Here is a 22,627-nt window from a genome sequence, read left to right on the forward strand (position 1 = left end):
CATCCTCAATGCCATGGTGAGCCATGACACCCTCTGGCAGGCTCCAGCTTGCTCATTGCCGCCAGCTGCCACCCTCATGGCAGCTACTACATAGCAGGGTGAGCTTGACAATCAAGATAATCGCTACGAATTGAGGAAATCTTGGGCCGGCATGGGGAGGATACATGGACTCGACACAACTTGGCGCTGCCCAGGGAGATTGAGAAAGACGGGCAAATCGCCCAACTAAAGATGAAACTGGGTGAGAAAGGTTAGGGAAAGGTGGTTTTCCTTGTTTCTCGCCAGAAGCGGGTATACGGCTAAAAATCGACGGCGTCGCGGATAATTGGGCAGGTCATGCAGTGACCGCCGCCGCGCCCGCGCCCCAGCTCAGCCCCAACGATGGTGACCACTTCGACGCCTTCTTTACGCAGGGCGGTGTTGGTGACGGTGTTGCGGTCGTACATCACCACCACCCCCGGCTCTAAACACACGGCGTTGTTGCCGCTGTCCCACTGCTGGCGTTGCTCCTGGTAGGCGTTGCCGCCGGTCTCCACCACCCGGATTTTCTTCAGCCCTAGGGCATCGGCCACTACCTCCACGAAACTCTTGTCCTCTTTGACGATGTCGTAGCCGCGAGGCTTGTCGCTGGGGTAGATCGAGAAGGTGACTACCTGATCCATGATTGGCGGAAAGAGGGTGACCAGATCGCGATCGCAAAACGTAAACACCGTATCTAAATGCATGGCCGATCGCAGCTTGGGCATGCCCGCCACAATCACCCGCTCGGCCCCGCCCTTGGCAAACAAATTCGCTGCCACCTGGGTAATTGCCTGGTAGGAGGTGCGCTCGCTCATGCCCACCAGCACAATGCCCTTACCGATCGGCATCACATCGCCGCCCTCGAAGGTGGCGGTACCGTGGTGCTCGGTCGGGTCGCCCCACCAGATAGAAAAGTTGGCCTCGGCAAAGCTGGGATGAAACTTGTAGATCGCGGTGGTCAGCACAGTTTCTTCGTGGCGGGCGGGCCAGTAGAGCGGGTTGAGGGTGACGCCGCCGTAGATCCAGCAGGTGGTGTCGCGGGTGTAGAGGGTGTTGGGCAGAGGCGGCAGCAGGTAGCCTGCGTAGCCGTCGTTCTCCTGGGCCAGCTTCAGCAGTTCGCGGCCAAAATCGAGGGGCATGTCGTAGACGGCTAGGCCGCCAATCAGGTATTCAGCCAGCTCTGGCGGGGGCAGCTCGTCTAGAAAGGCGCGCACGTCGTCGACCAGGCCCAGGCCCACCTCGTTGGGCACAATCTGCTGGTCGAGAATCCACGTTTTGGCTTCGGGGATGGCGACGGTTTCAGCTAGCATCTCGTGCATCTCGATCACGTCGATGCCGCGCGATCGCATCTTCAGCACAAAGTCGGCGTGGTCGCGCTTAGCCATCTCTACCCACAGCACATCGTCAAACAGCAGGTCGTCGTTGTTGCTGGGGGTGAGGCGCGAGTGGGCCAAACCGGGCGAGCAGACCATTACCTTGCGCAGCTTGCCCACTTCGGAGTGGACGCCGTAGGTGGGGGTTTCGGTAGTCATAGAAAGCTCCGTAGATGGGGGCGAGAGAGAGTGAAGAAAAAGAAAAAACGAAGTAAAGAAAAGGGACAGCGGTAAGTAAGTGACCTGATTGTCGAGAATCCCTGCGAGAATCCCCCTGCCCCCTTATCAAAGGGGTAACGAGGTGAACTGTTACAGCAAGCAACTGGGGGAATCGAACTGGGGCATAAAATTCGCCACTCCGTAACAAATCCAAAATCGCCAATCTAGAGTCGTCAAATTGCGATCAATCCCGTTATCAGGCCATACAGCGCTGACAATGCCGCGATCGCCGTCACCGTAAACAGCACCAGTTCCCAAAAGCCGAACACCCGCAGCCCCTGTTCTCGCCGCGACAAAAAGAACAAAGCCGTGCCCGGTGCCAAGATCAGCGCGGCCAGCAGCAGTTTCTCTAGCCCTCCGGCCACCAGCATCAAAATCGAATACAGCACGGCGACCACGCTGATCAGCAGCTCGCGATTGCGGCGGCTGTCGTTTTCATAGGTTTCGCGGGTGAGAGCTAGCTTGAGGGCAAAGGCCGCCACCAGCAAGTAGGGGATGAGGGACATGGCGCTGGTAAGTTCTAGAGCCAGGGTAAAAGCGTTTTGGGCAAACAGCGTGACGATTAAAAAGCCCTGCACCACGATGTTGGTCATCCAGAGCGATCGCGACGGTACCTTTTGCACGTTTTCATGGTTGAGAAAGTTGGGCATCAGGTTACTTTTGGCAGCCATAAAGGGCACCTCTGCCGCAAACAGGGTCCAGGCTAAAAACGCCCCCAGCACCGAAATCAGCAGGCCAACGCTGACGAAAATACTGCCCCAGCGGCCCACCACGGCTTCGAGCGCCCCGGCCATTGATGGGTTGCGCAGCTCGGCCAGTTCGGCTCGGGGCATGAGACCGAAAGGCAGCATGGTGACCAGAACCAGCAGGCACAGCACGCTCACAAACCCGAGCACCGTGGCCATACCTACATCTGACCGTTTCTCAGCATAGCGAGAGTAGATGCTGGCCCCCTCAATGCCGATGAACACAAACACCGTCACCAGCATGGTGTTGCGCACCTGACTCCAGATCGATTCGTCATAGCCCTGGCCACCCAATAGGTTGGCCATAAACACATCGGGGTTAAAGGCAAACAACAGCACAAAAATGAACACCAAGATCGGCACAATTTTGGCAATGGTGACGATGGTATTCAGCCCTGCCGCCGTCTGAACCCCGCGCATGATCATGATGTGAAATAGCCAAATAACCACCGAGGAAACGGCGATCGCCTGCACGGTATTGCCGTCCCCAAATACGGGAAAAAAGGCCCCTAGGGTGGACGAAATCAAAACGAAGTAAGACACATTGCCGACGCAGGTGCCCGACCAAAAGGCCAGCGCCGCCAAAAAGCCGAGGTAGTTGCCAAAGCCCGCCTTGGCGTAGATAAACACCCCCGAATCTAGCTCAGGCTTGCGCTGGGCCAGGTTTTGAAACACAAAGGCCAGCATCAGCATGCCGACGCCTGCGATCGCCCAAGCGATCAGCCCGCCTATCCCGCCAGTGGCGCGGCCAAAGGCAGAGGGCAGGGTAAAAATTCCCGCCCCCACCATTGAGCCGACTACCAGGGCCGTTAACGCCCAGACCGACAGCGTTTGCTTCCCCGTTTCAGTGCTGTAGACGGGGTCTATAGCGCTTCCATAGTTCTGTTCTGCGGCCATACTCGTTGCCTCTGATTGCTGGATTGAGTGCTGCTAGCGCGGCTGACGTAGTAGCAAGAGACGAAATCGAACTGACAGCTTGAATTGACTCGGCTGGTAAGCCAGAACTGCCGTCTTGGGCAACCCTTTGGCCCAGGCTCTACCTACTCGCAGGCTGCGATCGAGAGGATGTAAAAGTTGCCGTTGTGGGGCCGAGCCGATCATCCCAACCCCACAACTTTCAAGCTGAGAGCGGCCTACAGCTCAGCACCGAAGTCTTCGCGCAGTTTGGCTTCTTGCTCCGCCGACAGGTTCGACTGAATTAATTCACCCACCTCCTCTGGGGCAAAGGCTTCACTTACTTTGTCCACCGTTACCTGGCCGGTGAGCAAAAACAGCGCCGAGGTGCCCTCGGTGACCTTGTCGCGCAGGCTCTTGATGAAATCGTCGTTGATGCCGTAGTCGGTAAACTTGCCGGAGACAGCTCCGGCGGTAGCGCCAACAATCAGGCCAAACAGCGGCACCAGGAAAATCAGGCCAAACAGCATGCCCCAAAAGGCTCCGCCCAGGGCACCCACACCCACGGTGCTGACAGCCTGGTTGGTCTTGGGCTTTTTGCGCCCCACGGGCCAGGCGACGATCGCCGCATCTAGCACCTTGACAATCTCCTGCTTTTGCAGATTTCCCAGCTTAGTCAGAGCCTTTTCGGCCCCTTCGGGAGTGTTAAATTTCCAAACCGTTAACGTGGACATAATGTTCTCCTGTCAATGCCTTTCTTCAATTCGAAATGAAACTTCGAATACGGTATTTCAGCCCATTCTCGTGGGAAGACGCCGTAGCGTGTCACTCATACAAGTCCTATCTACATACCCCCAGTTTGTAGGGTGCATTGCAGTGCAATACACCCACGAGATATCGGTTTTGCATTGGGGTTTTTTGGATCGGATTAGGTATCAGGCTGAGGGCAAACCTGACGCTACAAAACGCTGAGCGAGACAGTCGCCCAAAATATCCTGAAGACCAGCTTTATACTCAATCAACAAAGCTAGCTTTCTGGGTACTATTGCACCTTTTTCAATTCCTAAAAAAGGAACTACCTGTGTTTGAGATGTTCGTTCATTCCAAACATAAGTAAAGTGAGATGACTTAAAATAAAAGTAGATGAACTCTATAGGAAAGTCATAGGAAAATCAGAATATTTTTTATGATCAGGCGAGACGCCTGGGCGACGGTAGAGGAGTGATGCCGTCTGGCCTAGAGCGCCCAGTGCAGTAGAGTGGCGATCTGCTGAGCTAGGGTGAGGGGGTTAAAGGGCTTGGTGATCAGGCCCGCTAGGTTTAGGGTGGCAAAGCGTGTGCGATCGCGGGCCAGCACCTTAGAGGTCAGCACAATCACCGGTATGCTCTGGCTGGTTGGAATAGCTTGCAACTGCTCAAACAGCTCAAAACCGTCCATATCGGGCATCGAAATATCCAGCAAAATCGCGTCGATTGCCCCCTGCTTCGCCAACCGCAGCGCCTCAACCCCCGAGGCTGCCCCCAGGGTCTGCCAGCCCCCCAGGTCCTCTAGCGCCGCCTGCACAATATCGCGAATGTCGTCTTCGTCATCCACGATCAAAATTCGCTTAGTCATGGCTATCCCCCTGCACTAAGGGCAGCGCCACAGAGAAGGTGCTGCCCCGCCCTACCTCGCTCTCAACCCAAATTTGGCCCCGGTGCTGCTGCACAATGCGCTTGCAGATGGCTAGCCCCAGCCCCGTGCCGCCCCGCTGGCGAGAGTCTGACACATCCACCTGCTGAAACTGGTCGAAGATCACCTCCAGCTTTTCGGGGGGAATGCCGCGACCGTAGTCTTGAACTGTGAACAGCACCGAGAGGTTAGAGTCTGCAGCATCTAACCTCTCGGTGCTGGCTTTAACCCATACCGTCCCATTCGGGCAGGAAAACTTGATCGCGTTGCTGAGCAGATTTGTCAACACCTGGATCACGCTGTCAGGGGCAGCCCAGAGCGTGGCGGTGAGGGGGGTGAGGGCAATGGTGATACCCGACTGGTCGGCGAGGGGTTGGACGCTGTCGATCGCCTGGTAGAGCAGGTGGGCTACCTGACAGAGTTCTTTTTCGAGCTGTACTTGGCCTGATTCCAGCCGCTCAAAGCTGAGGATGTCGTCTACCAAGCGCACCAGGCGATCGCTATTGTTGATTGCAATCTCCAGCATGCGGCGGGCCTTTTCGGGGCGGCTCTCATACATCCCGACCCCCAGCAGGGCCAGGGCACCCTGAATGGCGGTGATTGGAGTGCGCAGCTCGTGGCTGACCACGGAGATAAACTCGTCCTTCATGCGATCAATGGCGAGGCGATCGCGAATGTCTTGCACATGGCCCACTGAGTACAGAGGTTTTCCCCCGTCGTCGTAGATCGGAGCAGCATTGATGATCACCGGAATCACTTCACCCTGCTTCGTGATGTAGCGCTTTTCGATCTGGTAGGTGGCCGTCTTGCCGCCCATCATGCGCTGAAACCCGACCCAGTCATCGGCCCAGTCATCGGGGTGGGTGATGTCTTTGAAGGTGATGGTGAGCAGTTCGGCCTCGCTGTAGCCCAGCAGAGCGCAGTAGTAAGCATTGGCCAGCACAAACTGGCCGGTGGCAGCCACCAGCGAAATGCCGTAGGGGGCATTGTCAAAGGCATTGCGAAAGCGGGCCTCGCTCTGGCGCAGAGCGACCTCGGTCAGTTTGCGATCGGTGATGTCTTCAACGGTGCCCACCACCCGCACCACCGTGCCCAGGTCGTCACACAGCGGAAACGCCCTGGATCGCAGCCAGCGCAGTTCCCCGTTGGGAGTGGTGTAGCGGTACTCCTGGTCGAAGTGCTTTCCCTGGCGTTCGTGAACCAGGGCCGCCTCAACGCGATCGCGATCCTCCGGATGAATGCTCGCCAGCCACTCGGCCTCGCTGTTTGTGGTCATGTCTGGGGTCAGGCCGCGAATCTTCCAATAGGCCGAGTTCACGTAGGAATACTGAGCCGTCTCGGTTTCGTAGACAAAAAATCCCTCCTTTACGGCTTCGGCTAGCTGCCGAAACCGGGTTTCGCTCTCCTGCAGGGCAGCCTCAGCCTGTTTGTAGGAGCTGATATCCACTACCACTCCGTGCCAGGCAATGGTGCCGTCGTCCCGGCGCAGGGGCTGCGACTGGTTATGAATCCACTTCACCCGGCCCGAAGGGGTGACAATGCGGCACTGGTGAGAAAAGGTGCTGAGGGTCTGCTCGCAGGCCATTTCAGCGGCCAGATAGCCTGCCGCATCGTCGGGGTGAATCAGCCCCCGCACCGCGTTGGCATCCCGCAGCCCCGCCTCAACAGAGATCTCCCCAATCTCAGTGACAGCGGCACTGAGGTACTCATACCAGGTCTGGCGCTCAGAGGCATCCCCCTCGGTCACCTCCACATAGGTGTAGTTCATGCTGGGGGAGAGCTGGCTGTACTGGGCTAACCAGTGCTCGGCGTCGCTGAGGTTGGCCTGGAGCCGTCCCAGGGAGGCCTGCACCCGCTCAGCCATCTGATTAAACGAGTGGGCCAATCGGTTAAATTCGACTACGGGGCTGTCGCTGGGCAGCCCCGTGGTCAGATGCCCAGCGGCCAGATCGCGGCTGCGGCCATCTACCCGCCGTAGGCAGCGCAGCAGCTCGCGGTTGAGCCACAGCCCTTGGGCGATCGCCCATCCTAGCGCTAGCAGAGCCAACCACAGCAGCCCCTCGCCGTTCCCGGAAGGGTGGGCCTGGAGCAGGTGGGTCACCAGGGACAGGGCGCTAATGCCCGAGAGCAGCAGCGGCATGGCCAGTACCCAGGTGAGGGGCAGACCGGCCCCGGCCGTCAAACCGTCGGACCACTGTTTTGCCATCGTGCGCAACTCCACTTCCCCAGATCTACGAGCCTGTGTCTAGTCCACCGGCAGGGTCAGCGACTGTTTGAGGTCTTCTAGGTGCTGGGCCAGCAGGGGGCTGGGCTGACCCAACTGCAGTAGCTGCTCAATCAACTCTGCCACCTCAGATGCCTGGGTATAGCCAAACAGCCCCAGCCCCCCCGCCAGTTTGTGGGCCTCGGTACTGGCCACCCGCCGCTGCTGGGGGCTAAAGGTGCCCGCTTCTACGGCTTGAACCGCCTCCTCTAGCAACCTCAACCGCTGCTCCAGGGAAACCTGAAACCGCTGGGTGGCCTGCTGCATGACCAAATCCAGCCGAGGGGTAGCAGGGACCAGCTCTGCGGCACTGTCCTTGGTCTCAACTAGGTTTGCCTCTGCCTCTACTTTTTCCACCGGGGCCGGTTTGAGCCGATAGCCGAGACCGTAGACCGTCTCAATTGGGCTGTTGGTCAGCCCCGCCGCCTTGAGCCGCTGGCGCAGATCCTTCATCAGGTTGGTGATCGATCCCTCCACCGGGGGGTCATCCATGGGCCAGAGGTGGTCGATGATGGCGCTACGGGTCAACAACCGCTGGGGATTGCGCAAAAACAGTTCCAGCAGTTCGTATTCCTTGGGTCGGCAGGGGATGGGCTGCCCCTGGTAGGTCACCTGGGTCAGCGCCGGGTCTAGGCACAGGTCGCCCCAGCCCAGCACCGGGGCGGCATTGCCCCGTCGCAGCAGCGCCCGCACCCGCGCCAGCAGTTGCGACGCATCGCAGCCCTTAGCTAAATAGTCGTCGGCCCCGGCGTCGAGCCCGGCCACAATGTCGTCGGAGCTGTCTCGCACCGTGAGCATAAGAATAGGGGTGCGGCAGCCCTGGGCACGTAGACGGCGGCACACTTCTAGCCCATCTAGGGAGGGTAACCCCCGGTCGATAATCAGCAGATCGTAGGGCCAGCGACTGGCTAGGTCTAAGCCGGTGGCCCCATCGGCGATCGCATCGACAGCGTAGCGATGGCTGACTAAGGTACCTGTCAAAAACTCACTGGTAGGGCGATCGTCCTCTAGCAAAAGTATTTTCATGGAGAGAGTGGCATCTTAAAATCTGGTGTTGTTGAATCGAAGCATGGATTTGGACAGGGGAAAACGGCTGTTTGCCCCTACGAAAGACGTTGCAGTTTTGATTCACACCTGTAGCCAGCAACGCCCAAAAACTATTTAAAAAAGTATCTTGTTCTCAAGATACTCTGGCCGCCCCAATGCCACAACCCCCCGATAATGGCAAAAAATCCTTATCTAGATCATACTTTTCTCATATCTTGTCGGGCTTGTGTCGTTCAAAACGCTAGGAGAAAGCAGACAGTGTCTACTGTCGATTTTTTGCCGGATCTCAAAGTTTAATCTGCTGAGTCTCAGCAAAAGCTGACCAGTTTCTGGAATAGCTATCAGCAGCACTTAATATAATCTCAGAAAAAAATAGTCGCTAGCTGGACACACAGCGTCCCAACCGATATGGCTCCGGCTAATTGGTCTGAGCGCGCGGAAAAAGCCCTGAGTTTTCAGAAAGAACTTACTAATGCGACAATATGACCCTAGACAACTAGCAGGCTGCTGTTGACCTGGTCATAGAAACCTAGAAGCACCCTTGGAACAGCTACTTTCGGAGTACTCAAAAAAACTTTTTAAACTCTGGGTTCTACGACACCTGGAACGCAGTGAGGGGTAAAATGTGCGAGAAAATTTACTGCGTCCATAGAGATGTAGGGCACTGTTCGTTAAAGCTAGCCATCATCTTTTAACTGACCAGTGCCAAAGAAACTGCCCCTGCTAATGTGGTGGGAAAACGTTCGGCGATCGCACCCCAATCAGCGCGATAGAAGCCGCAACTGATCTTCTGTCAGCGTCACTCCTTGGCGCTCAAAATAAATTGCATAGGTTGATCTGAATAAACAAATCTTTCGATTCTGCGCCAACATCCGAGGGAGAAGCACCAGCCAAGGCCCTGGCGAGCAGCTTCCTTGCTAGGTTTAACTCGCCACACTCGGCGGCCAGGGTTACCGTACTGCGGTGCAAGACAGAGCGGGTAGGAATGTCGCTCAGCGCGGCTCGTAGCGAACTGAGAATGTCAGGCCATTCTCCTGCCAGGCTCTACTGGATGGAGTCGAGACGAGGGGAATGCCGTAGTCGAGCCGAGCGCTGAAATCGCCGACCATGGTCTAGCTGAGGCCTAGACCAGTAGAAATCAGCGTGTTGCTATCAACGCTGGGCTCCCTTGAGCCAGCGAAGGCCGATTTTGATATAGCTGGTGTCCTTCCCGTGCCCTACGGGGAGCGATGACCTCTAATTCTGCAAGATTTGCCTCAAGATCTGTTGTTTTAACTCAGTCAGACCGGGACTCCCTACATGGCGGGGACGAGGTAAGTTGATGGGTAAATCTAGATCAATGCGGCCATTCTGGACGACAATGACGCGATCGCTCAGCATCACCGCCTCTTCCACATCATGGGTGACTAGCAGGGCGGTAAACTGCTGCTCTTGCCAAAGCGTTTCGATCAAGCGCTGCATATCGATTCGGGTTAGGGCATCGAGGGCACCCAAGGGTTCGTCGAGCAGCAGCAGGTGCGGTTGAGTGACCAGCGCCCGAGCCAGGGCCACCCGCTGTTTTTGTCCTCCCGAGAGCACTGTAGTCCAATCCTTGGCGCGACTGTCTAGCCCCACCTGCTGCAAGGCCCAGTGACTGCGGGGGCGGGCCTGTTCTTTGAGACCCAGGGCGACGTTTTGAATCACCTTACGCCAGGGCAGCAGTCGAGAGTCTTGAAACATCACCCGTGCTTTAGCATTTAGCCCCTTCAAGCACTGACCATCTAGGGCAATTTCTCCGCGAGTCGGCGTTTCTAACCCCGCCAGCAGGCGCAGCAAGGTGCTTTTGCCACAGCCGCTTTTACCCACCACGGCGACAAACTCGCCAGGAAAAATTTCGAGACTCAGGTTGTCGAGCACAGTCAAATCACCAAAGGCTTTAGTGACACCGTTTAGCCAAACGTGGGTGCCGCTAGCGGTGGTGAATTGGGTTTGAGGGTAAGAGGTTTGGGTGTAGGTCATGGTGAGGGTAGGAGGTCGGGGTGGATGGGTAGGGGGTGGATGGGTAGGGGGTAGGGGGTTAGGGAGTGGGGGACTTGGACTAGGTAACCAACTCATCCACCCATCCACCCCTTACTCCCCACTCCTTACGCTCCATCACGTCAAGTTTTGACTGGGGTGCCAGGCAATGGTGAGCTTCTCTAGCCAGCGAACGGCGGAATCGGCGAGTTTGCCCAGGAGGGCGTAGAGCAAAATAGCGACAACGACGACATCGGTTTGCATAAATTCGCGAGCGTTCATGGCCATATAGCCAATGCCGGAACTAGCGGCGATGGTTTCAGCCACAATTAGCGTCAGCCACATGTTGCCGAGGGCGTAGCGCAGGCCGACTAAAATGCTGGGCAAAGCGCCGGGTAGAATGACCTGGGAAAAAAGTTGGCGGCGGCTGAGGCCGTAGACGCGGCCCATTTCTATCAGCCCTGGGTCGATGGCGCGAATGCCGTAGAAGGTGTTGACGTAGATAGGAAAGAGAACGCCCAGGGCGACCAAAAATATCCGCGCCTCATCGCCGATGCCAAACCAGAGAATGACCAGGGGAATCATGGCCAGGTGGGGGATGTTGCGAATCATTTGAATCGAGCTATCAGCCAGGAGTTCGGCGGGGCGAGAGACTCCGTTTAAAACACCAAAGAATAGCCCGATGTTGCCACCGATTAGAAACCCGACTACAGCCCGCCAGGTGCTAATGCCCACGTGCTTTAACAATTCACCGCTGAGGGTTAGGCGGATGGCAGCCTGCACCACATCCGTTGGGGCCGGAAGAATGCGGCTGTTGATGACACCAACTTGGGCCAGAAGCTGCCATAGCAAAATTAGGGCAGCGGGCACTACCCAGGGAATGATGCGATCCCAGGGGAGAGCGGGAAGGCGGGTGGTGGGACGGCGGAGAGTGGTGGCCATTGGGGTAGAGGGTGGATGGGTAGGAGCAGGGAGTGGGGGTAAGGAGTAGGGGGCGCGGACTTATTCTCGCTACTCGTCTCCACTCCCCACGACTCACCTCGTCAGACGGCGGTTGGCACTTTGCTGGAAATAGCGTGGGTTAGTTCAGTGAGGGCACTGCGGAAGCGGGCTTCTAGGTCTGGGTCGTGGAAGTCAATGCCGCCTTCGTCGAGGCGCTGAAACTGGCTATCGACCAGGTATACGCCCTGGAGAATGTGGGCGGCTCCAAGAACGCCCAGCACTGGGTTGAGGGCATAGTCGATCGCTAGCAAATGCGCCAACGTTCCCCCCGTAGCAATGGGCAGAATGGGTTTGCCCACCAGGGCCTTTTGGGGCAGCAGGTCGAGAAAGGCTTTGAGAATGCCTGTATAAGCCGCTTTATAGACAGGGGTAGAAATAATCACGGCGTCAGCAGCGGTAACCTGGGTGGTGGCAGCACTGATGGCAGCGCTGTCGAACCTAGCGTGGAGCAACTCTTCGGCGGGCAGGTCGCGCACCAGCAAAATTTTTAGCTCAGCGCCCAGGCTTTGCAAAATCTTCTGCGCTTCCTCCAGCACCGCGTAGGAGCGGGAAGGATGGGAGGGGCTACCCGCGATCGCAACAACTTTCGTCATGACTAAACCTCAGCGAATTTTAGATTTTAGATTTTGGATTTGCCTCTTACAGACAAGTAGGTCTGCCCCTATCCCTCACCGCTCTACCAAATTCGGCACCGCAGGTGACAGATCTAGCTCGCCAATCAACTGCTCTTTCAGCCGCTGAAATTCCACACTGCTGCGCCGCCGGGGTCGGGGCAAATTTATCCTCAGTTCGCGGTGAATGCGGCCAGGGTGGGGGCGCAGAACAATGACGCGATCGCTCAGCACCAGCGCTTCTTCCACATCGTGGGTGACCAGCAGCAGCGTGGGGTAGTCGCCTTCCCAGATCTCCAGCAGGTGATCCTGAAGCTGGGTGCGGGTAAAGGCATCGAGGGCGCTGAAGGGCTCATCAAGCAGCAAAATGCTGGGCTGGGTGACCAGGGCACGGGCGATCGCCACCCGTTGCGCCATACCACCAGAGAGCTGTCGGGGCAAAGCCTGGGCAAAATTGGTTAAATGTACCTTCTGCAACACCTGCTCAGTGCGCCACTGCTGCTCCAGGCGCGGCAAATGGTTGAGACCAAACTGAATATTCTCTGCCACCGTCAGCCAGGGCATCAGCCGCGCCTCTTGAAAAATAAACCCAACTTTAGGATGCGGTCCGGTAATCACCTCGCCATCGATTAGGGCAGCACCCAGAGTAGGAAAATCTAAGCCCGCGACAATTCGCAGCAGCGTACTTTTACCGCAGCCGCTCGTACCCACCAGGCTAACGACTTCCCCTGGTTTGATCTGTAAATCAATGCCCTTTAGCGCTAGAAAGCCGTTGTCAAATTGTTTGTAAACGTTCTCGATGTAGAGCATGGGCAAGGGAGTGGGGGTGGATGGGTAGGGGGAATGCAAAATTCAAAATTAGAAAGGCAAAATTTTGAACTTTGAATTTTGAACTTCCCAACTAACTTGCCGGAGCAGGCACTTTCTCGTTGGCGATAATCTCGCCCAGCGGGCTAACGTAGCGGCTGGGGGCCACCGTGGGCAGGTTCTCCAGGGGCAGTTTGGGAAACACGAGTTCGGCGAAGCGGTAGGCTTCTTCGAGGTGGGGGTAGCCGGAGAAAATGAAGGTGTCGATGCCCAGGTCGATATATTCCTGCATGCGCTGGGCGACGGTGTCGGGGTTGCCGACTAGGGCGGTACCGGCCCCGCCGCGCACTAGACCGACACCGGCCCATAGGTTGGGGCTAATTTCGAGGCTGTCGCGGCGGCCACTGTGGAGGGCGACCATGCGGCGCTGGCCTTCGGAGTCGGCATTCGCTAAAGCTTTCTGGGCGGCGGCGATGGTGTCGTCATCTAGGTACCGAATCAGGTCGTTGGCGGCATCCCAGGCCTGGGCATTGGTTTCGCGCACGATGACGTGGAGGCGAATGCCGAAGCGCAGGGTGCGACCGTGGGCTGCGGCCAGCTGGCGCACCTCAGCAATTTTTTCGGCGACCTGGGCCGGGGGTTCGCCCCAGGTGAGATAGAGATCTACATGCTGGGCGGCAATTTCTTTTGCGATCGCCGAGGAACCCCCGAAATACAGCGGCGGGTAGGGGGCTTGCACGGGGGGAAACAGCAGCTTTGCGCCTTTCACCGTCAGGTGCTGGCCCTCAAAATCCACCACCTGCTGCTGCATAACGCCGCGCCAAACTTCGAGAAATTCGCCCGTGAGTTCGTAGCGCTCCTGCTTGCTCAGGTGCAGGCCGTCGCCTGCCAGTTCGTAGGGGTCGCCGCCCGTGACCACGTTGACCAGCAGGCGGCCACTGGAGATGCGATCGAAGGTGGCCGCCATGCGGGCCGCCATACCGGGGGAAGAAATGCCGGGGCGAATCGCCACCAAAAACTTCATCCGCTTGGTGACGGCAATCAGCGATGCGGCGGTAATCCAGGCGTCTTCGCAGGATTTGCCAGTGGGCAGCAGCGCCCCGGCGTAGCCCAGCTGGTCGATCGCCCCAGCCAGCTGTCGCAAATACTCAGCAGTAATGGCGCGACCGCCCACCGCGGTACCCAGATATCGGCCGTCGCCGTGGGTGGGTATAAACCAGTGAATGTCGAGACTCATAGCTAGTAACAAGGAAGAGAAAACAACAGAGAGAAAAGACGTAGGAGAGAGTCAAAAGCGCAGCGCTGGAGCTGTATCGGCCCTACGTCAAGCTTTGGTGCCCCTGGGGCATGGTCTAGCCATTCCAGATGGCGGTAGACACATCAATTTCTTTGGGAATCAGCTGAAGCTTGTAAAAGGTGTTGGCAATGTCTTGCTGGTAGGCCACCACCTCGTCGGTAATGGGCTGAATGCCGTAGCCGCGCCGACTTTCCACCAGCTCTAGCACGTCGGTCGGAATGCCCAGCTCGTTCGACAAAAACTTAGAGACCTCTACGGGGTTCTCTTTGGCAAAGGTGCTGATGGTTTCGGCCTCTTCTAAAACCGCCTTGAGCACGTCGGGCTGACTGTCTACAAAGGACTTGGTCGAGAGGTAAAAACCGCGATTGCGGGCAATGCCTTTGCCATCTCGCAAAATTTTGGCCCCCAGCTGCTTTTCTGCCGCCCCTTGGAAGGGGTCCCAAATTACCCAGGCATCAACGCTCTTTTGCTCAAAGGCCGAGCGGGCATCGCCGGGGGGCAGGTAGGCAGTTTCCACGTCGCTGTACTGTAGGCCCGCTTCTTCCAGGGCTTTGACCAGCAGGTAGTGGACGTTGGAACCCTTGTTGAGGGCGACTTTCTTGCCCTTTAGCTCAGCCACAGTCTGAATCGGCGAATCCTCCTGTACCAGGATGGCTTCGGCCAGCGAACCAACGTCTTCCCAGGCGACGTAAACCAGGGGAGCATCGGCGGCCTGGGCAAAGATGGGCGGAGTTTCGCCGGTGTAGCCAATGTCAATGCTGCCGACATTGAGTGCCTCCAGCATTTGAGGGCCAGCGGCAAACTCGTTAAAGGTGATGGGGAACCCCTCGGCCTCGAAGCGCTGCTCTAGGAGCTTCTGATTTTTTAGCAGGTTCAGCACCGTCGATGACTTTTGGTAGCCCACCCGCAGCTGCTTGGTGGCGGTACCGGGGGCTGCGGTACCGGCTTGGGTTGCCCCAGTTTGGGTCTGGGGTGTAGATTCGCCGCTGCAAGCCCCCACCGCACCAGCTAGAGCTACACCGCCTAAGAACATGCCGCCCTGCCGCAAAAAACTACGCCGGGAGGCTAGTCCATTAAAGGCCGAAGCCTGGCTATGGGCGTGGGGATAACGATGAACGATCTGCCGGGACTTTTCAAACTCCGTTTTTTCAAAATTCATGGGTGCGCTCACTCTGTAATGGCAATGGATGGTGAGATGAATGGGCTAGGCTGTGTTCGCCGTTTGCAGTTCGCTCGGCTGAACCAGGAAAACTTAGCTGGGGGTCCAAACGACGTCTTGGACGCGCACGGCTTTGGGAATGAGATCTAGCTCGTAGAAAACATCGGCAATGCGCTGTTGCTCGGCGATCGCCTCGGGCGGCACAGGGTCAAAGCTGTAGCTGCGCCGCCGGGTGACCACGTCTAAAATTTCCGGGTCTAGGCCGGTGACGGGGGCCAGCACTTCGACAACTTCGGCGGGGTTGTTGTCGGCCCATTGAGCTACCTCGGCGGTTTCTTCGAGCAGGGCCACCAACAGGGCTTCGTTGTCGGCCACAAACCCCTTCGATGCCAAGAAAAACTCGCGATTGGAGGCGAATCCATCGTTGGTGGTGAGGGTTTTGGCATTGAGCTGCTTTTCTGCAGCGGCGTAGAAGGGGTCCCAAACGGCCCAGGCATCGATGTTGTTCTGCTCAAAGGCCGCGCGGGCGTCAGCAGGCGACAGGTTAGCGGACTCCACATCATCCAGGGTGAGCCCGGCCCTCTCTAGCGCCTGCACAAAGAAGAAGTGGGCGCTAGACCCCCGCTGGTAGCCTACGGTCTTGCCCTTGAGGTCGGCGATCGCCTGCAAGGGCGAGTTGGCCGGAGCGATGATGGCTGAGCTTTGCGGTCGCAGTGCTCCACTGCCCACATAGACGAAGGGTGTATTTGCCGCTTGGGCAAAAATTGGCGGTGCATCTCCGGTGCGGCCAATGTCGATGCTGCCTACGTTGAGGGCTTCGAGCAGGGGTGGCCCCGACTGAAATTCAATCCACTCGACGCGGGTGCCGAAGGTCTTGAGCCGCTCTTCTAAACCACCCCGAGCTTTGATCAAAATGAATGGGTCAAACTTCTGGTGGCCAATGCGCAGCACGGTAGCCTTGGCCTGGGTAACGGCAGGCTGGGGCTCGACACTGGTTGTGGCGTCGCGGCTACAGGCGGTAGCCATGGCGCTGGCCCCAAAGCCGGTGGCAAACAGGTAAGCCAACGATTTCAGCGATTGTCGCCGGGTCAAACTCCAGGATTTAGAGGAATAGGGTTTTGTGGCCATAGCTGCGCCTCTGAAAGGTTGCCATCAAACACCGGCAGCTCTATCGGTTTACCGTTGTTTGATGGCGCAGTATGGCACGCAACTTGTTTGAAGTTCAAGTAAACTCAGCTACAATTACAATTCATTTTTAATTTATCTTTTGGCGTGAATTAAAGCGCGCTCTGCTCTTCAGCGAACCGATAGATTTGCTAGAGAGCAGGTAGTTGAAGATGCCGTGGGCCTTCAAAGGCACAAACCGCTGTCCGTTTTGAGTTTCAACCACCTCAGCCTGGGCCTGCTCTAACCCTAGCCGTTGGGGCACGTTGGGGCCGTAGATGTCGGCACTGAGTAGGCCGACGCTGGCTCCGGTGCGGGTAAGAGCGATCGCCAACTGCACCACCGTGGTCAATTTGCCGCCGCCTTTGCCGCTAGCGATCGCCAGCGTTGTTCGCATACTAATTGCTGCCGTCCGCTCCGCCGATTACAGCTTGGCCGACGGCGAGACCTTAAGCTTAGAAACATTGCGCGCTGAGGCGATCGCCACCCCGGCCACCGGGCTTTTTTCGTCAACGCCACTTATCTGTTGACCGGCGATGCCCTGCTGATTCGCGGCTGCGGTCGCACCGACCTGCAAGGAGGCAACGCAGGCATCCTTTACGACACCGTCACCCAGTGGCTGTTTACTCTGCCCGACACCTGGGTCTACCTGCCCACGACTACCAGGGTCGCCCAATGCAGAGACCGGACTCGCTGGGCTGCCCCGTTCTTAAACTGCTCCGTTAGCCAACACCGCTTTAATTAAAATAAATTTATTAAAACAAAGTTCAGTACTCACTATTTTTAAGGATGGCCCCCTTGCAACTCACTGAGCCAGAGACCAAAGCAGACGCCTCAGTCGATACGGCCCCCTTGGCCAAAAATGAGCCCCAGCCTAACAAATCCTGGCTGCGCCGACTGTGGGGCGGCACCCTGGTGGTGGTGGGCTACCTACTTTCGCCCCTCTGCTGGTGGAACGATCTGGTGATCAACCTGCCTCTGGCCCTGGGTTTTGGCTATCTTTTCAGTCGCCCATTTCCCGATGCCCTGGTGCCCATGACTGGGGTGGGCTACTGGCTGACCAATGTAGTTGGCTTTGTGCTGATGCAGCAGGGAGCCGTTACCGCCCTGCAAAAAGATAGTCAAGGCTCCAAAACTCAATCGCTTCGCAACGGGCTGATTACCTCCACGGTTTACACAGTGGCGATCGTGGTGCTGCTGCAACTGCACATTCTCGACATGCCCGATTTTCTCAACGGTGACCTACTCGCTACCCTCGACGCTGTGCTGCCCGACTGGCTAAGGGCCTGGATATAGGTTCAATGGAACAATCAGCTCCTAGTTCTCCCTTGCCGCCAAACGGCTCTGGCATCGTGTGCGCCCCCGTTTACCCCTGCGCTCCCTGCGATCGCCACGCCAAGAACGACTCCAGCGTTGGAAAGTAGCGAATCACCTCATCTAAGCCCAGTGGTCTACCCAAGCGATAGCCATCCCAGTAGGCCGAGTCAGTGCTGCGGGGCAGTAGACCGGCATCGCGATCGCGGCACCCCCGCTGAAACCATTCCTCTCGTCTAGGTCTAGCTCCCATAAAAACCTCTAAAACGGCGATAGCGATAAAGCACTGCTGGTACAAGTTCTAACCGTATAAGTTGATCTTACGAACGGGTTTTGATCAGAGCAAACAGTCTTCTTTGTAGACTTGATAGATTTTGTTGATGGTAGTCGATCGGCAGCGGGGGGAGGACATCAGGCGGTAGGTATCAGAGGTGGGGAGCGAGGGAGAAGAGCAATTCGTGGCTGCCGCTGTCGATCAAAATACTGCCTCCCAGCCAGATCAATACAAACGGAAAAGCGCGGCGCACGTAGCGGCTCATAATTACCGCCGTCACCGGCTGGCGGTTGAGGCTATAGGAGACAAACAGCCAGAGGCCAATGGCCGCGTAGCACACCGCCAAAATAATGCTCAGGCGCGGCAGGGTGCTGCTGGCAAATAGGGGAATGTAAATGGCAATGTTGTTGCCGCCGTTGGCCAGTGTCACCGCCGACACTCGGTAGGTTTGGGCGTCGCGCAGGGTGTGCCATAGCGATGTGCGCCGCACCTGGCGGTAGTGGGGGTTGGTGGGATTCGCTACCGACACATCCACTGTCTCATCTTCTGCAATGGCCTGGCGGCTGAGCAGAGCGTTGACGCCAATGGCAATGGGCAAAAAGCCCAGCAGCCCAATCCAGATGTGAGGAATCATCAGCCCGGCGAAATAGCCAATTAAGCTGATGCCCACCAGCCCAGTAAAGCCAACAAATTCGCCCACTACGATGTGGCGGGGCCGAAAGGTGCGGTTTGTCTTGCTGAAGAATAGCGTCAGGTAAATATTGTCGTCGAAGGTGGTGGCTGTAGCGGTGGCCACCCCAAGCATGACAGTTGGTACAATCCAGTCCATGGAAAATCTCTGAAGGAAGATCACCCTCAATTTACGGGGAGTAAAAAATAAGAGCAAATGCTCTTTTTTCTGAAGATGATAAATTGTAGTTATAGATTAAGTACTAAGGCTGGAGCCTTTTACTGGCAGCAATTTCAGCTCAGAAAAATGTCTGGCAGTACTTCGATGAGGCATTTTTAGAACGTAAAATTCGTTAGTTCTAGCGGTGCCAATTCCATACCTCATGGTATGCAAATGGTCTTTGAAGGACGGAATAAATTTTGCAGATGTTGAGCCATAGGACTGGCTAGAATAAAAGTCTTAGCAGATACCGCACTGTGGAAGCTGTGTGATGGTGACGTTCCCCAGGGTTGCCAATCAACCCATTGTGCCCCTGTCGATTATCTGGAACTCAATTCCTGATAACGTTCCCTTGGAAGCGGAACCTGTAGAAAATTCTGATCAAAGTGCCCTGGCTGTGAATTGGGAGCAGGGCAGCGCGATCGCCGTAGTTATACGTCTGAGCGGTAGGCGGAGCTGCGGTGGCGGGTAGAACGTATGGCAGCCCTGCTGCGACAGCAGGAAATTGACCCCGAGCCATAATCCTAGGGTTCTGTAGAACGCCGGGGCCTTAATCACTGCACTAAATTTTCATAGAGTCCTTTTTAGGAAAGGAGGTGAGGGTGACGGATAGGTAGGGGACTGGATGGATTAAGCAACTAAACCCATCCAGTCCCCACCCCTCATTCCCTAGTCAATCGGGGCAGTTGCCACTTGCCCGGCCACGTCAGCCAAGCTGAACTGGGGCAGGGGGGTAGCGGTATCTGCGGCTTTTAGCACCTTATAGAGCGGGACATCAAACTCGATCGCGCCCGTAGCCGGGTTTTCGCTGATGGTGAGGCGGGTGCCGTCTACCAAAGCGGCGATCGCCCCTTCGCCGCCCAGGTCTAGCCCCGCTACCACAGCATCAGCGGGCAGAAATACGCCCGTGCAGGCCCAGTCGTCGTCGGTGGTTTGGCCAGCGCCCAGGTAGGCGATCTGGGGGGCGGCGTTTTTGCGATCGGGGTCGTAGCCGTAAACGCCGACGGTGGAGGCGGTGGTGTTGCTACAGATGCCTAGGTCTTCGCTGGTTTCTTGGATGTACTTTTGAAAGCGCAGGTCAGAGATTTTTTGACTTAGCTCGGCGGCGGTATAGCCAGCGGCTGCGAGGTCAGCGTTGGGGGTAGATTGAAGCCGGGTTAGCTCCGCTAAGGTTTGGGTAATTTCGGCATACTGGGGGCTCTTTTGGGCGATCGGGTCGGCGAAGGCGGGCCGGGCTACACCTACTAGCACCAGCAGCAGGCCAGCAAAGAGCAGAAAGCTGAAGGCATTTTTGAGCGTACGAAGCATTGGAACAGTCTCCTTTTGGGTGAAACATTGGGTTAGCGAACCAGCAGTCGGTAGGTTTCGCTATCGATCAAGATGAACAGGCCCAGGCCGATGAGTACGAGGGGCATTGACCGATGACCCACTGCACTGAGGCGATTACGCACCAGGGGATGACTCACCAATGCCTGGGCCAGCCAGTACCAGAGGGCGACCAGCACCCCAAACCCCAGCAGGGTCAGGCCCAGTTCGGCCCAGGTTTGGCCCGCAAACAGCGACACGTAGATGCCGATGTTGTCGCCACCGTTGGCCAGGGTGATGCCTGCGATCGCCGCCATTTGAGCATTGACTAAGGGCAACTTGGGGGCTGTTACCAACTGCACCTCCGTCTCGCCCTCGGGCTTGAGCAACTGCTTGCAGCCAAGGGCGATGGGCACCAGACCCAGCAGACCAGTGCAGGCTTTAGGCAGTACCAAACCCCCAAAGAAACCGGGCAGACTCAGCGCGACCAGGGCGGCAAAGCCGAGGTAGCGACCCCAAAAAATCTGGCGGTAGGAAAAGCGGCTGGGCACCTGAGAAAAGAACACCATAAGTAGAACAAAGTCGTCTAGATTGGTGGCTACAAATGCGATGACAGCTTTGAGCAGAGTTTGTGACGACCAGGCCATAGGGAATACGCAGGGGAACGCTACCCGTCTATTCTCTGGGGTGTGGGCACTGGCCGACCCAGAGCCGCCGACTGAGACAGCCGCGCAGCGGCGCGCAGCAGGTGGATTACACAGATGCCAATGATGGTAAGCACCAAGGCCGTTAAGCCCCGATGCTCTAGGGTGTGGCTATCGACCAAAATCAGCCCGCCCAACGCCATCAGCACAAAGGGCACTACCTGCGACCCGTAACGGGTCAGCAGGGTAGAAATGGCCCCCACTTTAGTTAGCTGATAGGCCACAAAACACCACACCCCCACCAGCCCAAAAAACACCGTCAAAATTACCCCCAGCCCTAGACCATCGCAGTTGGCAAACATCGGCATGTAGATACCAATGTTGTCGCCACCGTTGGCCATCGTGATGGCCGCTACGCTGGTGATTTGGGGCGATAGCCAGCTAGCACCGCCGCTGGTGGGCGCTAACAGCACCTCACCGGTATCCTCACCAGTCTCCTCATCGGGGGTGACCGACAGCACCTGGCTCAGACCAATCACAACGGGCACCACCCCCAGCAGGCCAATCCAGGGGCGGGGGAATAGCAAGCTGCCAAAGAACCCCGGCAGGCTGAGGGCTACTAAGCCGGCAAAGCCTACGTACTGCCCCACCACGATATGGCGCTTGCGCAGGGCCACCCCCACCTGTGAGAAAAACAGCATCAGAATGACGATGTCGTCGAGGTTGGTGGCGGCAAACGCCATGGCGCTGCGGGTCAGGATGGCGAGTAGGTCAGTCATGATCGTTGCACCTTATGTCTAAACGCTGAACTAAGGGTTTTACGGGCTTTGCAATCGACCATTACCTTAAGTTGAATAAATAGATGAATCAAACACTCTTTCTTGTGCGTTTGATAAATAGAATTTATGCAATAATTAAACAGACTTTTTTGAGCATTTCAAGAATCACGAATTTACCGCTATGAAGATTGAGCAACTCCGCGTTTTTATGGCGGTAGCCGAGCATCTACACTTCACCCGCGCGGCAGATTCTCTCTACATTACTCAGCCCGCCGTCAGCGCCTCTATTCAAACCCTAGAAGAAGAATATGGAGTCAAACTATTTCATCGTATTGGTAGGCATATTGAGCTGACCGATGCTGGGGAAATGCTGCAAATTGAGGCGCAAAAAATTCTTGATCAGGTCGCCCTAACTGCCCAGGGGCTGCGCGAACTCAACGGCCTGCAGCGGGGGGCACTCAAGGTGGGCAGTAGTCTAACAGTGGGCAACTACTGGCTGCCCCAGAAAATCAGCCATTTTAAGCAGCAGTATCCCGGCATCTCGATCAATTGCACCATCGCCAACGCCGAGGAAATTGTCAGCGGTACTGTCACCGGATTGTTTGATCTAGGATTGGTCACGGGTGAGGTAAAACCTTCCCTGAGCCAAAACCTAGCGGTGTCGGTGATTGGGCAAGACGTGGTGGCGATTGTGGTCGGCCAAAACCATCCCTGGTTTGAGCGCAGCGCGATCGCCCTTCCCGAACTTACCAATACCTGCTGGATCATGCGCGAACCTGGCTCCGGCTCCCGCTACATGTTCGAGCGATCGCTCCAGAACTGGGGCGTAGACCCCAGCGCTTTAGAAATAACCCTCATTCTCACCACCAGCGAAATGATCAAGGCGGTGGTTGAAGGAGGAATCGGCGTGGCGGCCCTGCCCAGGTCAATTGTGCGATCAGAGCTTAAACTCGGCACCCTCAAAGCCATTCCCATAGTGGATGATATTGACCATCCAAACCACACCTACGAAATGACTCAGCCAGTCATTTTACTGCGGCACCAAAAACGATTTCGCACCCGAATTTCTAAGGCCTTTGAGGAAATTTTGGTAGAGGGTGAAGGATAAGAGGTGAGGAGAATTAAAAGTTCAAAATGTTTGTCACCAATTCCT

22 protein-coding genes and 1 pseudogene are annotated in these 22,627 nt (G+C 56.7%); 4 read left to right on the forward strand and 19 right to left on the reverse strand.

Translation table 11 applies throughout. The features are described 5' to 3' along the window. Positions 1–299: 299 nt before the first annotated feature. The 14 genes and pseudogenes from arcA to IQ265_RS29185 all read right to left on the reverse strand — a co-directional run. On the reverse strand, positions 300–1,553 hold the full coding sequence (gene arcA, locus IQ265_RS26880; RefSeq protein ID WP_194059421.1) for an arginine deiminase: 1,254 nt from the start codon (positions 1,551–1,553) through the stop codon (positions 300–302). A gap of 233 nt (positions 1,554–1,786) precedes the next feature. Then, on the reverse strand, positions 1,787–3,256 hold the full coding sequence (locus IQ265_RS26885; RefSeq protein WP_194059423.1) for a basic amino acid/polyamine antiporter: 1,470 nt from the start codon (positions 3,254–3,256) through the stop codon (positions 1,787–1,789). A gap of 236 nt (positions 3,257–3,492) precedes the next feature. Further along, positions 3,493–3,987 (reverse strand): DUF1269 domain-containing protein, encoded by a 495-nt coding sequence (locus tag IQ265_RS26890; RefSeq protein WP_194059425.1) that lies wholly within the window; start codon positions 3,985–3,987, stop codon positions 3,493–3,495. 502 nt (positions 3,988–4,489) lie between these two features. Then, on the reverse strand, positions 4,490–4,867 hold the full coding sequence (locus IQ265_RS26895) for a response regulator (RefSeq protein WP_194059428.1): 378 nt from the start codon (positions 4,865–4,867) through the stop codon (positions 4,490–4,492). Beyond that, positions 4,860–7,130 (reverse strand): PAS domain S-box protein, encoded by a 2,271-nt coding sequence (locus IQ265_RS26900; protein ID WP_194059430.1) that lies wholly within the window; start codon positions 7,128–7,130, stop codon positions 4,860–4,862. Before IQ265_RS26900 ends, IQ265_RS26895 begins: the two co-directional genes overlap by 8 nt. Before the next feature lie 39 nt (positions 7,131–7,169). Continuing rightward, positions 7,170–8,213 carry a response regulator gene (locus tag IQ265_RS26905; protein WP_194059432.1) on the reverse strand — a complete coding sequence of 348 codons (1,044 nt, stop codon included), beginning with the start codon at positions 8,211–8,213 and terminating at the stop codon, positions 7,170–7,172. A gap of 1,257 nt (positions 8,214–9,470) precedes the next feature. Then, entirely contained in the window at positions 9,471–10,232 is a 762-nt protein-coding gene (locus IQ265_RS26910; protein WP_194059436.1) for an ATP-binding cassette domain-containing protein, read from the reverse strand. 135 nt (positions 10,233–10,367) lie between these two features. Continuing rightward, the gene (ssuC, locus tag IQ265_RS26915) at positions 10,368–11,171 is read right to left on the reverse strand and encodes an aliphatic sulfonate ABC transporter permease SsuC (protein ID WP_194059437.1); all 804 of its coding nucleotides are present in this window, start codon (positions 11,169–11,171) and stop codon (positions 10,368–10,370) included. Positions 11,172–11,272: 101 nt separating this feature from the next. Continuing rightward, entirely contained in the window at positions 11,273–11,824 is a 552-nt protein-coding gene (gene ssuE, locus IQ265_RS26920; protein ID WP_194059438.1) for an NADPH-dependent FMN reductase, read from the reverse strand. A 75-nt stretch (positions 11,825–11,899) separates the two neighbouring features. Continuing rightward, a complete protein-coding gene (locus IQ265_RS26925) occupies positions 11,900–12,652 on the reverse strand; it encodes an ABC transporter ATP-binding protein (protein ID WP_194059440.1) in 753 nt (250 codons plus the stop codon). 91 nt (positions 12,653–12,743) lie between these two features. Further along, complete coding sequence (gene ssuD / locus IQ265_RS26930; protein WP_194059442.1) at positions 12,744–13,886, reverse strand: FMNH2-dependent alkanesulfonate monooxygenase; 1,143 nt, start codon at positions 13,884–13,886, stop codon at positions 12,744–12,746. A 115-nt stretch (positions 13,887–14,001) separates the two neighbouring features. Then, on the reverse strand, positions 14,002–15,105 hold the full coding sequence (locus IQ265_RS26935) for a sulfonate ABC transporter substrate-binding protein (RefSeq protein ID WP_194059444.1): 1,104 nt from the start codon (positions 15,103–15,105) through the stop codon (positions 14,002–14,004). Between the two features lie 93 nt (positions 15,106–15,198). After that, positions 15,199–16,233 carry a sulfonate ABC transporter substrate-binding protein gene (locus tag IQ265_RS26940; RefSeq protein WP_194059446.1) on the reverse strand — a complete coding sequence of 345 codons (1,035 nt, stop codon included), beginning with the start codon at positions 16,231–16,233 and terminating at the stop codon, positions 15,199–15,201. 208 nt (positions 16,234–16,441) lie between these two features. Next, a pseudogene (locus tag IQ265_RS29185) lies at positions 16,442–16,666 on the reverse strand (P-loop NTPase); the annotation flags it as partial. 129 nt (positions 16,667–16,795) lie between these two features. On the opposite strand from IQ265_RS29185, the gene IQ265_RS30940 reads away from it, so the two are divergent. Next, a complete protein-coding gene (locus IQ265_RS30940; RefSeq protein ID WP_347405028.1) occupies positions 16,796–17,014 on the forward strand; it encodes a hypothetical protein in 219 nt (72 codons plus the stop codon). A gap of 44 nt (positions 17,015–17,058) precedes the next feature. After that, the gene (locus tag IQ265_RS26955) at positions 17,059–17,565 is read left to right on the forward strand and encodes a hypothetical protein (RefSeq protein WP_228038563.1); all 507 of its coding nucleotides are present in this window, start codon (positions 17,059–17,061) and stop codon (positions 17,563–17,565) included. A gap of 70 nt (positions 17,566–17,635) precedes the next feature. Here IQ265_RS26955 and IQ265_RS26960 read toward each other — a convergent pair whose 3' ends face one another. Both IQ265_RS26960 and IQ265_RS26965 read right to left on the reverse strand, forming a co-directional pair. Continuing rightward, on the reverse strand, positions 17,636–17,836 hold the full coding sequence (locus IQ265_RS26960; RefSeq protein WP_194059450.1) for a hypothetical protein: 201 nt from the start codon (positions 17,834–17,836) through the stop codon (positions 17,636–17,638). Positions 17,837–18,008: 172 nt separating this feature from the next. Next, on the reverse strand, positions 18,009–18,686 hold the full coding sequence (locus IQ265_RS26965) for a cadmium resistance transporter (protein WP_194059453.1): 678 nt from the start codon (positions 18,684–18,686) through the stop codon (positions 18,009–18,011). A 331-nt stretch (positions 18,687–19,017) separates the two neighbouring features. On the opposite strand from IQ265_RS26965, the gene IQ265_RS26970 reads away from it, so the two are divergent. After that, a complete protein-coding gene (locus IQ265_RS26970) occupies positions 19,018–19,218 on the forward strand; it encodes a hypothetical protein (RefSeq protein ID WP_194059454.1) in 201 nt (66 codons plus the stop codon). Between the two features lie 197 nt (positions 19,219–19,415). On the opposite strand, the gene IQ265_RS26975 is transcribed toward IQ265_RS26970, so the two are convergent. The 3 genes from IQ265_RS26975 to IQ265_RS26985 are packed head-to-tail and all read right to left on the reverse strand — an operon-like array spanning position 19,416 to position 21,474. Next, positions 19,416–20,054, reverse strand: coding sequence for a hypothetical protein (locus IQ265_RS26975; protein WP_194059455.1), 639 nt, complete (start codon positions 20,052–20,054; stop codon positions 19,416–19,418). A gap of 32 nt (positions 20,055–20,086) precedes the next feature. Next, a complete protein-coding gene (locus IQ265_RS26980) occupies positions 20,087–20,698 on the reverse strand; it encodes a cadmium resistance transporter (RefSeq protein WP_194059456.1) in 612 nt (203 codons plus the stop codon). Between the two features lie 20 nt (positions 20,699–20,718). Beyond that, the gene (locus IQ265_RS26985) at positions 20,719–21,474 is read right to left on the reverse strand and encodes a cadmium resistance transporter (protein ID WP_194059457.1); all 756 of its coding nucleotides are present in this window, start codon (positions 21,472–21,474) and stop codon (positions 20,719–20,721) included. Between the two features lie 181 nt (positions 21,475–21,655). Between IQ265_RS26985 and IQ265_RS26990 the strand changes: the two genes are divergently transcribed. Continuing rightward, complete coding sequence (locus IQ265_RS26990; RefSeq protein WP_194059458.1) at positions 21,656–22,582, forward strand: LysR family transcriptional regulator; 927 nt, start codon at positions 21,656–21,658, stop codon at positions 22,580–22,582. Positions 22,583–22,627: the final 45 nt, after the last annotated feature.

The organism is Nodosilinea sp. LEGE 06152, assembly GCF_015207525.1.
Lineage (GTDB): Bacteria > Cyanobacteriota > Cyanobacteriia > Phormidesmidales > Phormidesmidaceae > Nodosilinea.

What these genes read in the sequence shown, in the direction of transcription:
- arcA (WP_194059421.1), bottom strand. Translation starts at nt 1,553, where the DNA reads ATGACTACCGAAACCCCCACCTACGGCGTCCACTCCGAAGTGGGCAAG.
- IQ265_RS26885 (WP_194059423.1), bottom strand. Translation starts at nt 3,256, where the DNA reads ATGGCCGCAGAACAGAACTATGGAAGCGCTATAGACCCCGTCTACAGC.
- IQ265_RS26890 (WP_194059425.1), bottom strand. Translation starts at nt 3,987, where the DNA reads ATGTCCACGTTAACGGTTTGGAAATTTAACACTCCCGAAGGGGCCGAA.
- IQ265_RS26895 (WP_194059428.1), bottom strand. Translation starts at nt 4,867, where the DNA reads ATGACTAAGCGAATTTTGATCGTGGATGACGAAGACGACATTCGCGAT.
- IQ265_RS26900 (WP_194059430.1), bottom strand. Translation starts at nt 7,130, where the DNA reads ATGGCAAAACAGTGGTCCGACGGTTTGACGGCCGGGGCCGGTCTGCCC.
- IQ265_RS26905 (WP_194059432.1), bottom strand. Translation starts at nt 8,213, where the DNA reads ATGAAAATACTTTTGCTAGAGGACGATCGCCCTACCAGTGAGTTTTTG.
- IQ265_RS26910 (WP_194059436.1), bottom strand. Translation starts at nt 10,232, where the DNA reads ATGACCTACACCCAAACCTCTTACCCTCAAACCCAATTCACCACCGCT.
- ssuC (WP_194059437.1), bottom strand. Translation starts at nt 11,171, where the DNA reads ATGGCCACCACTCTCCGCCGTCCCACCACCCGCCTTCCCGCTCTCCCC.
- ssuE (WP_194059438.1), bottom strand. Translation starts at nt 11,824, where the DNA reads ATGACGAAAGTTGTTGCGATCGCGGGTAGCCCCTCCCATCCTTCCCGC.
- IQ265_RS26925 (WP_194059440.1), bottom strand. Translation starts at nt 12,652, where the DNA reads ATGCTCTACATCGAGAACGTTTACAAACAATTTGACAACGGCTTTCTA.
- ssuD (WP_194059442.1), bottom strand. Translation starts at nt 13,886, where the DNA reads ATGAGTCTCGACATTCACTGGTTTATACCCACCCACGGCGACGGCCGA.
- IQ265_RS26935 (WP_194059444.1), bottom strand. Translation starts at nt 15,105, where the DNA reads ATGAATTTTGAAAAAACGGAGTTTGAAAAGTCCCGGCAGATCGTTCAT.
- IQ265_RS26940 (WP_194059446.1), bottom strand. Translation starts at nt 16,233, where the DNA reads ATGGCCACAAAACCCTATTCCTCTAAATCCTGGAGTTTGACCCGGCGA.
- IQ265_RS26955 (WP_228038563.1), top strand. Translation starts at nt 17,059, where the DNA reads ATGGCCCCCTTGCAACTCACTGAGCCAGAGACCAAAGCAGACGCCTCA.
- IQ265_RS26960 (WP_194059450.1), bottom strand. Translation starts at nt 17,836, where the DNA reads ATGGGAGCTAGACCTAGACGAGAGGAATGGTTTCAGCGGGGGTGCCGC.
- IQ265_RS26965 (WP_194059453.1), bottom strand. Translation starts at nt 18,686, where the DNA reads ATGGACTGGATTGTACCAACTGTCATGCTTGGGGTGGCCACCGCTACA.
- IQ265_RS26970 (WP_194059454.1), top strand. Translation starts at nt 19,018, where the DNA reads ATGGTGACGTTCCCCAGGGTTGCCAATCAACCCATTGTGCCCCTGTCG.
- IQ265_RS26975 (WP_194059455.1), bottom strand. Translation starts at nt 20,054, where the DNA reads ATGCTTCGTACGCTCAAAAATGCCTTCAGCTTTCTGCTCTTTGCTGGC.
- IQ265_RS26980 (WP_194059456.1), bottom strand. Translation starts at nt 20,698, where the DNA reads ATGGCCTGGTCGTCACAAACTCTGCTCAAAGCTGTCATCGCATTTGTA.
- IQ265_RS26985 (WP_194059457.1), bottom strand. Translation starts at nt 21,474, where the DNA reads ATGACTGACCTACTCGCCATCCTGACCCGCAGCGCCATGGCGTTTGCC.
- IQ265_RS26990 (WP_194059458.1), top strand. Translation starts at nt 21,656, where the DNA reads ATGAAGATTGAGCAACTCCGCGTTTTTATGGCGGTAGCCGAGCATCTA.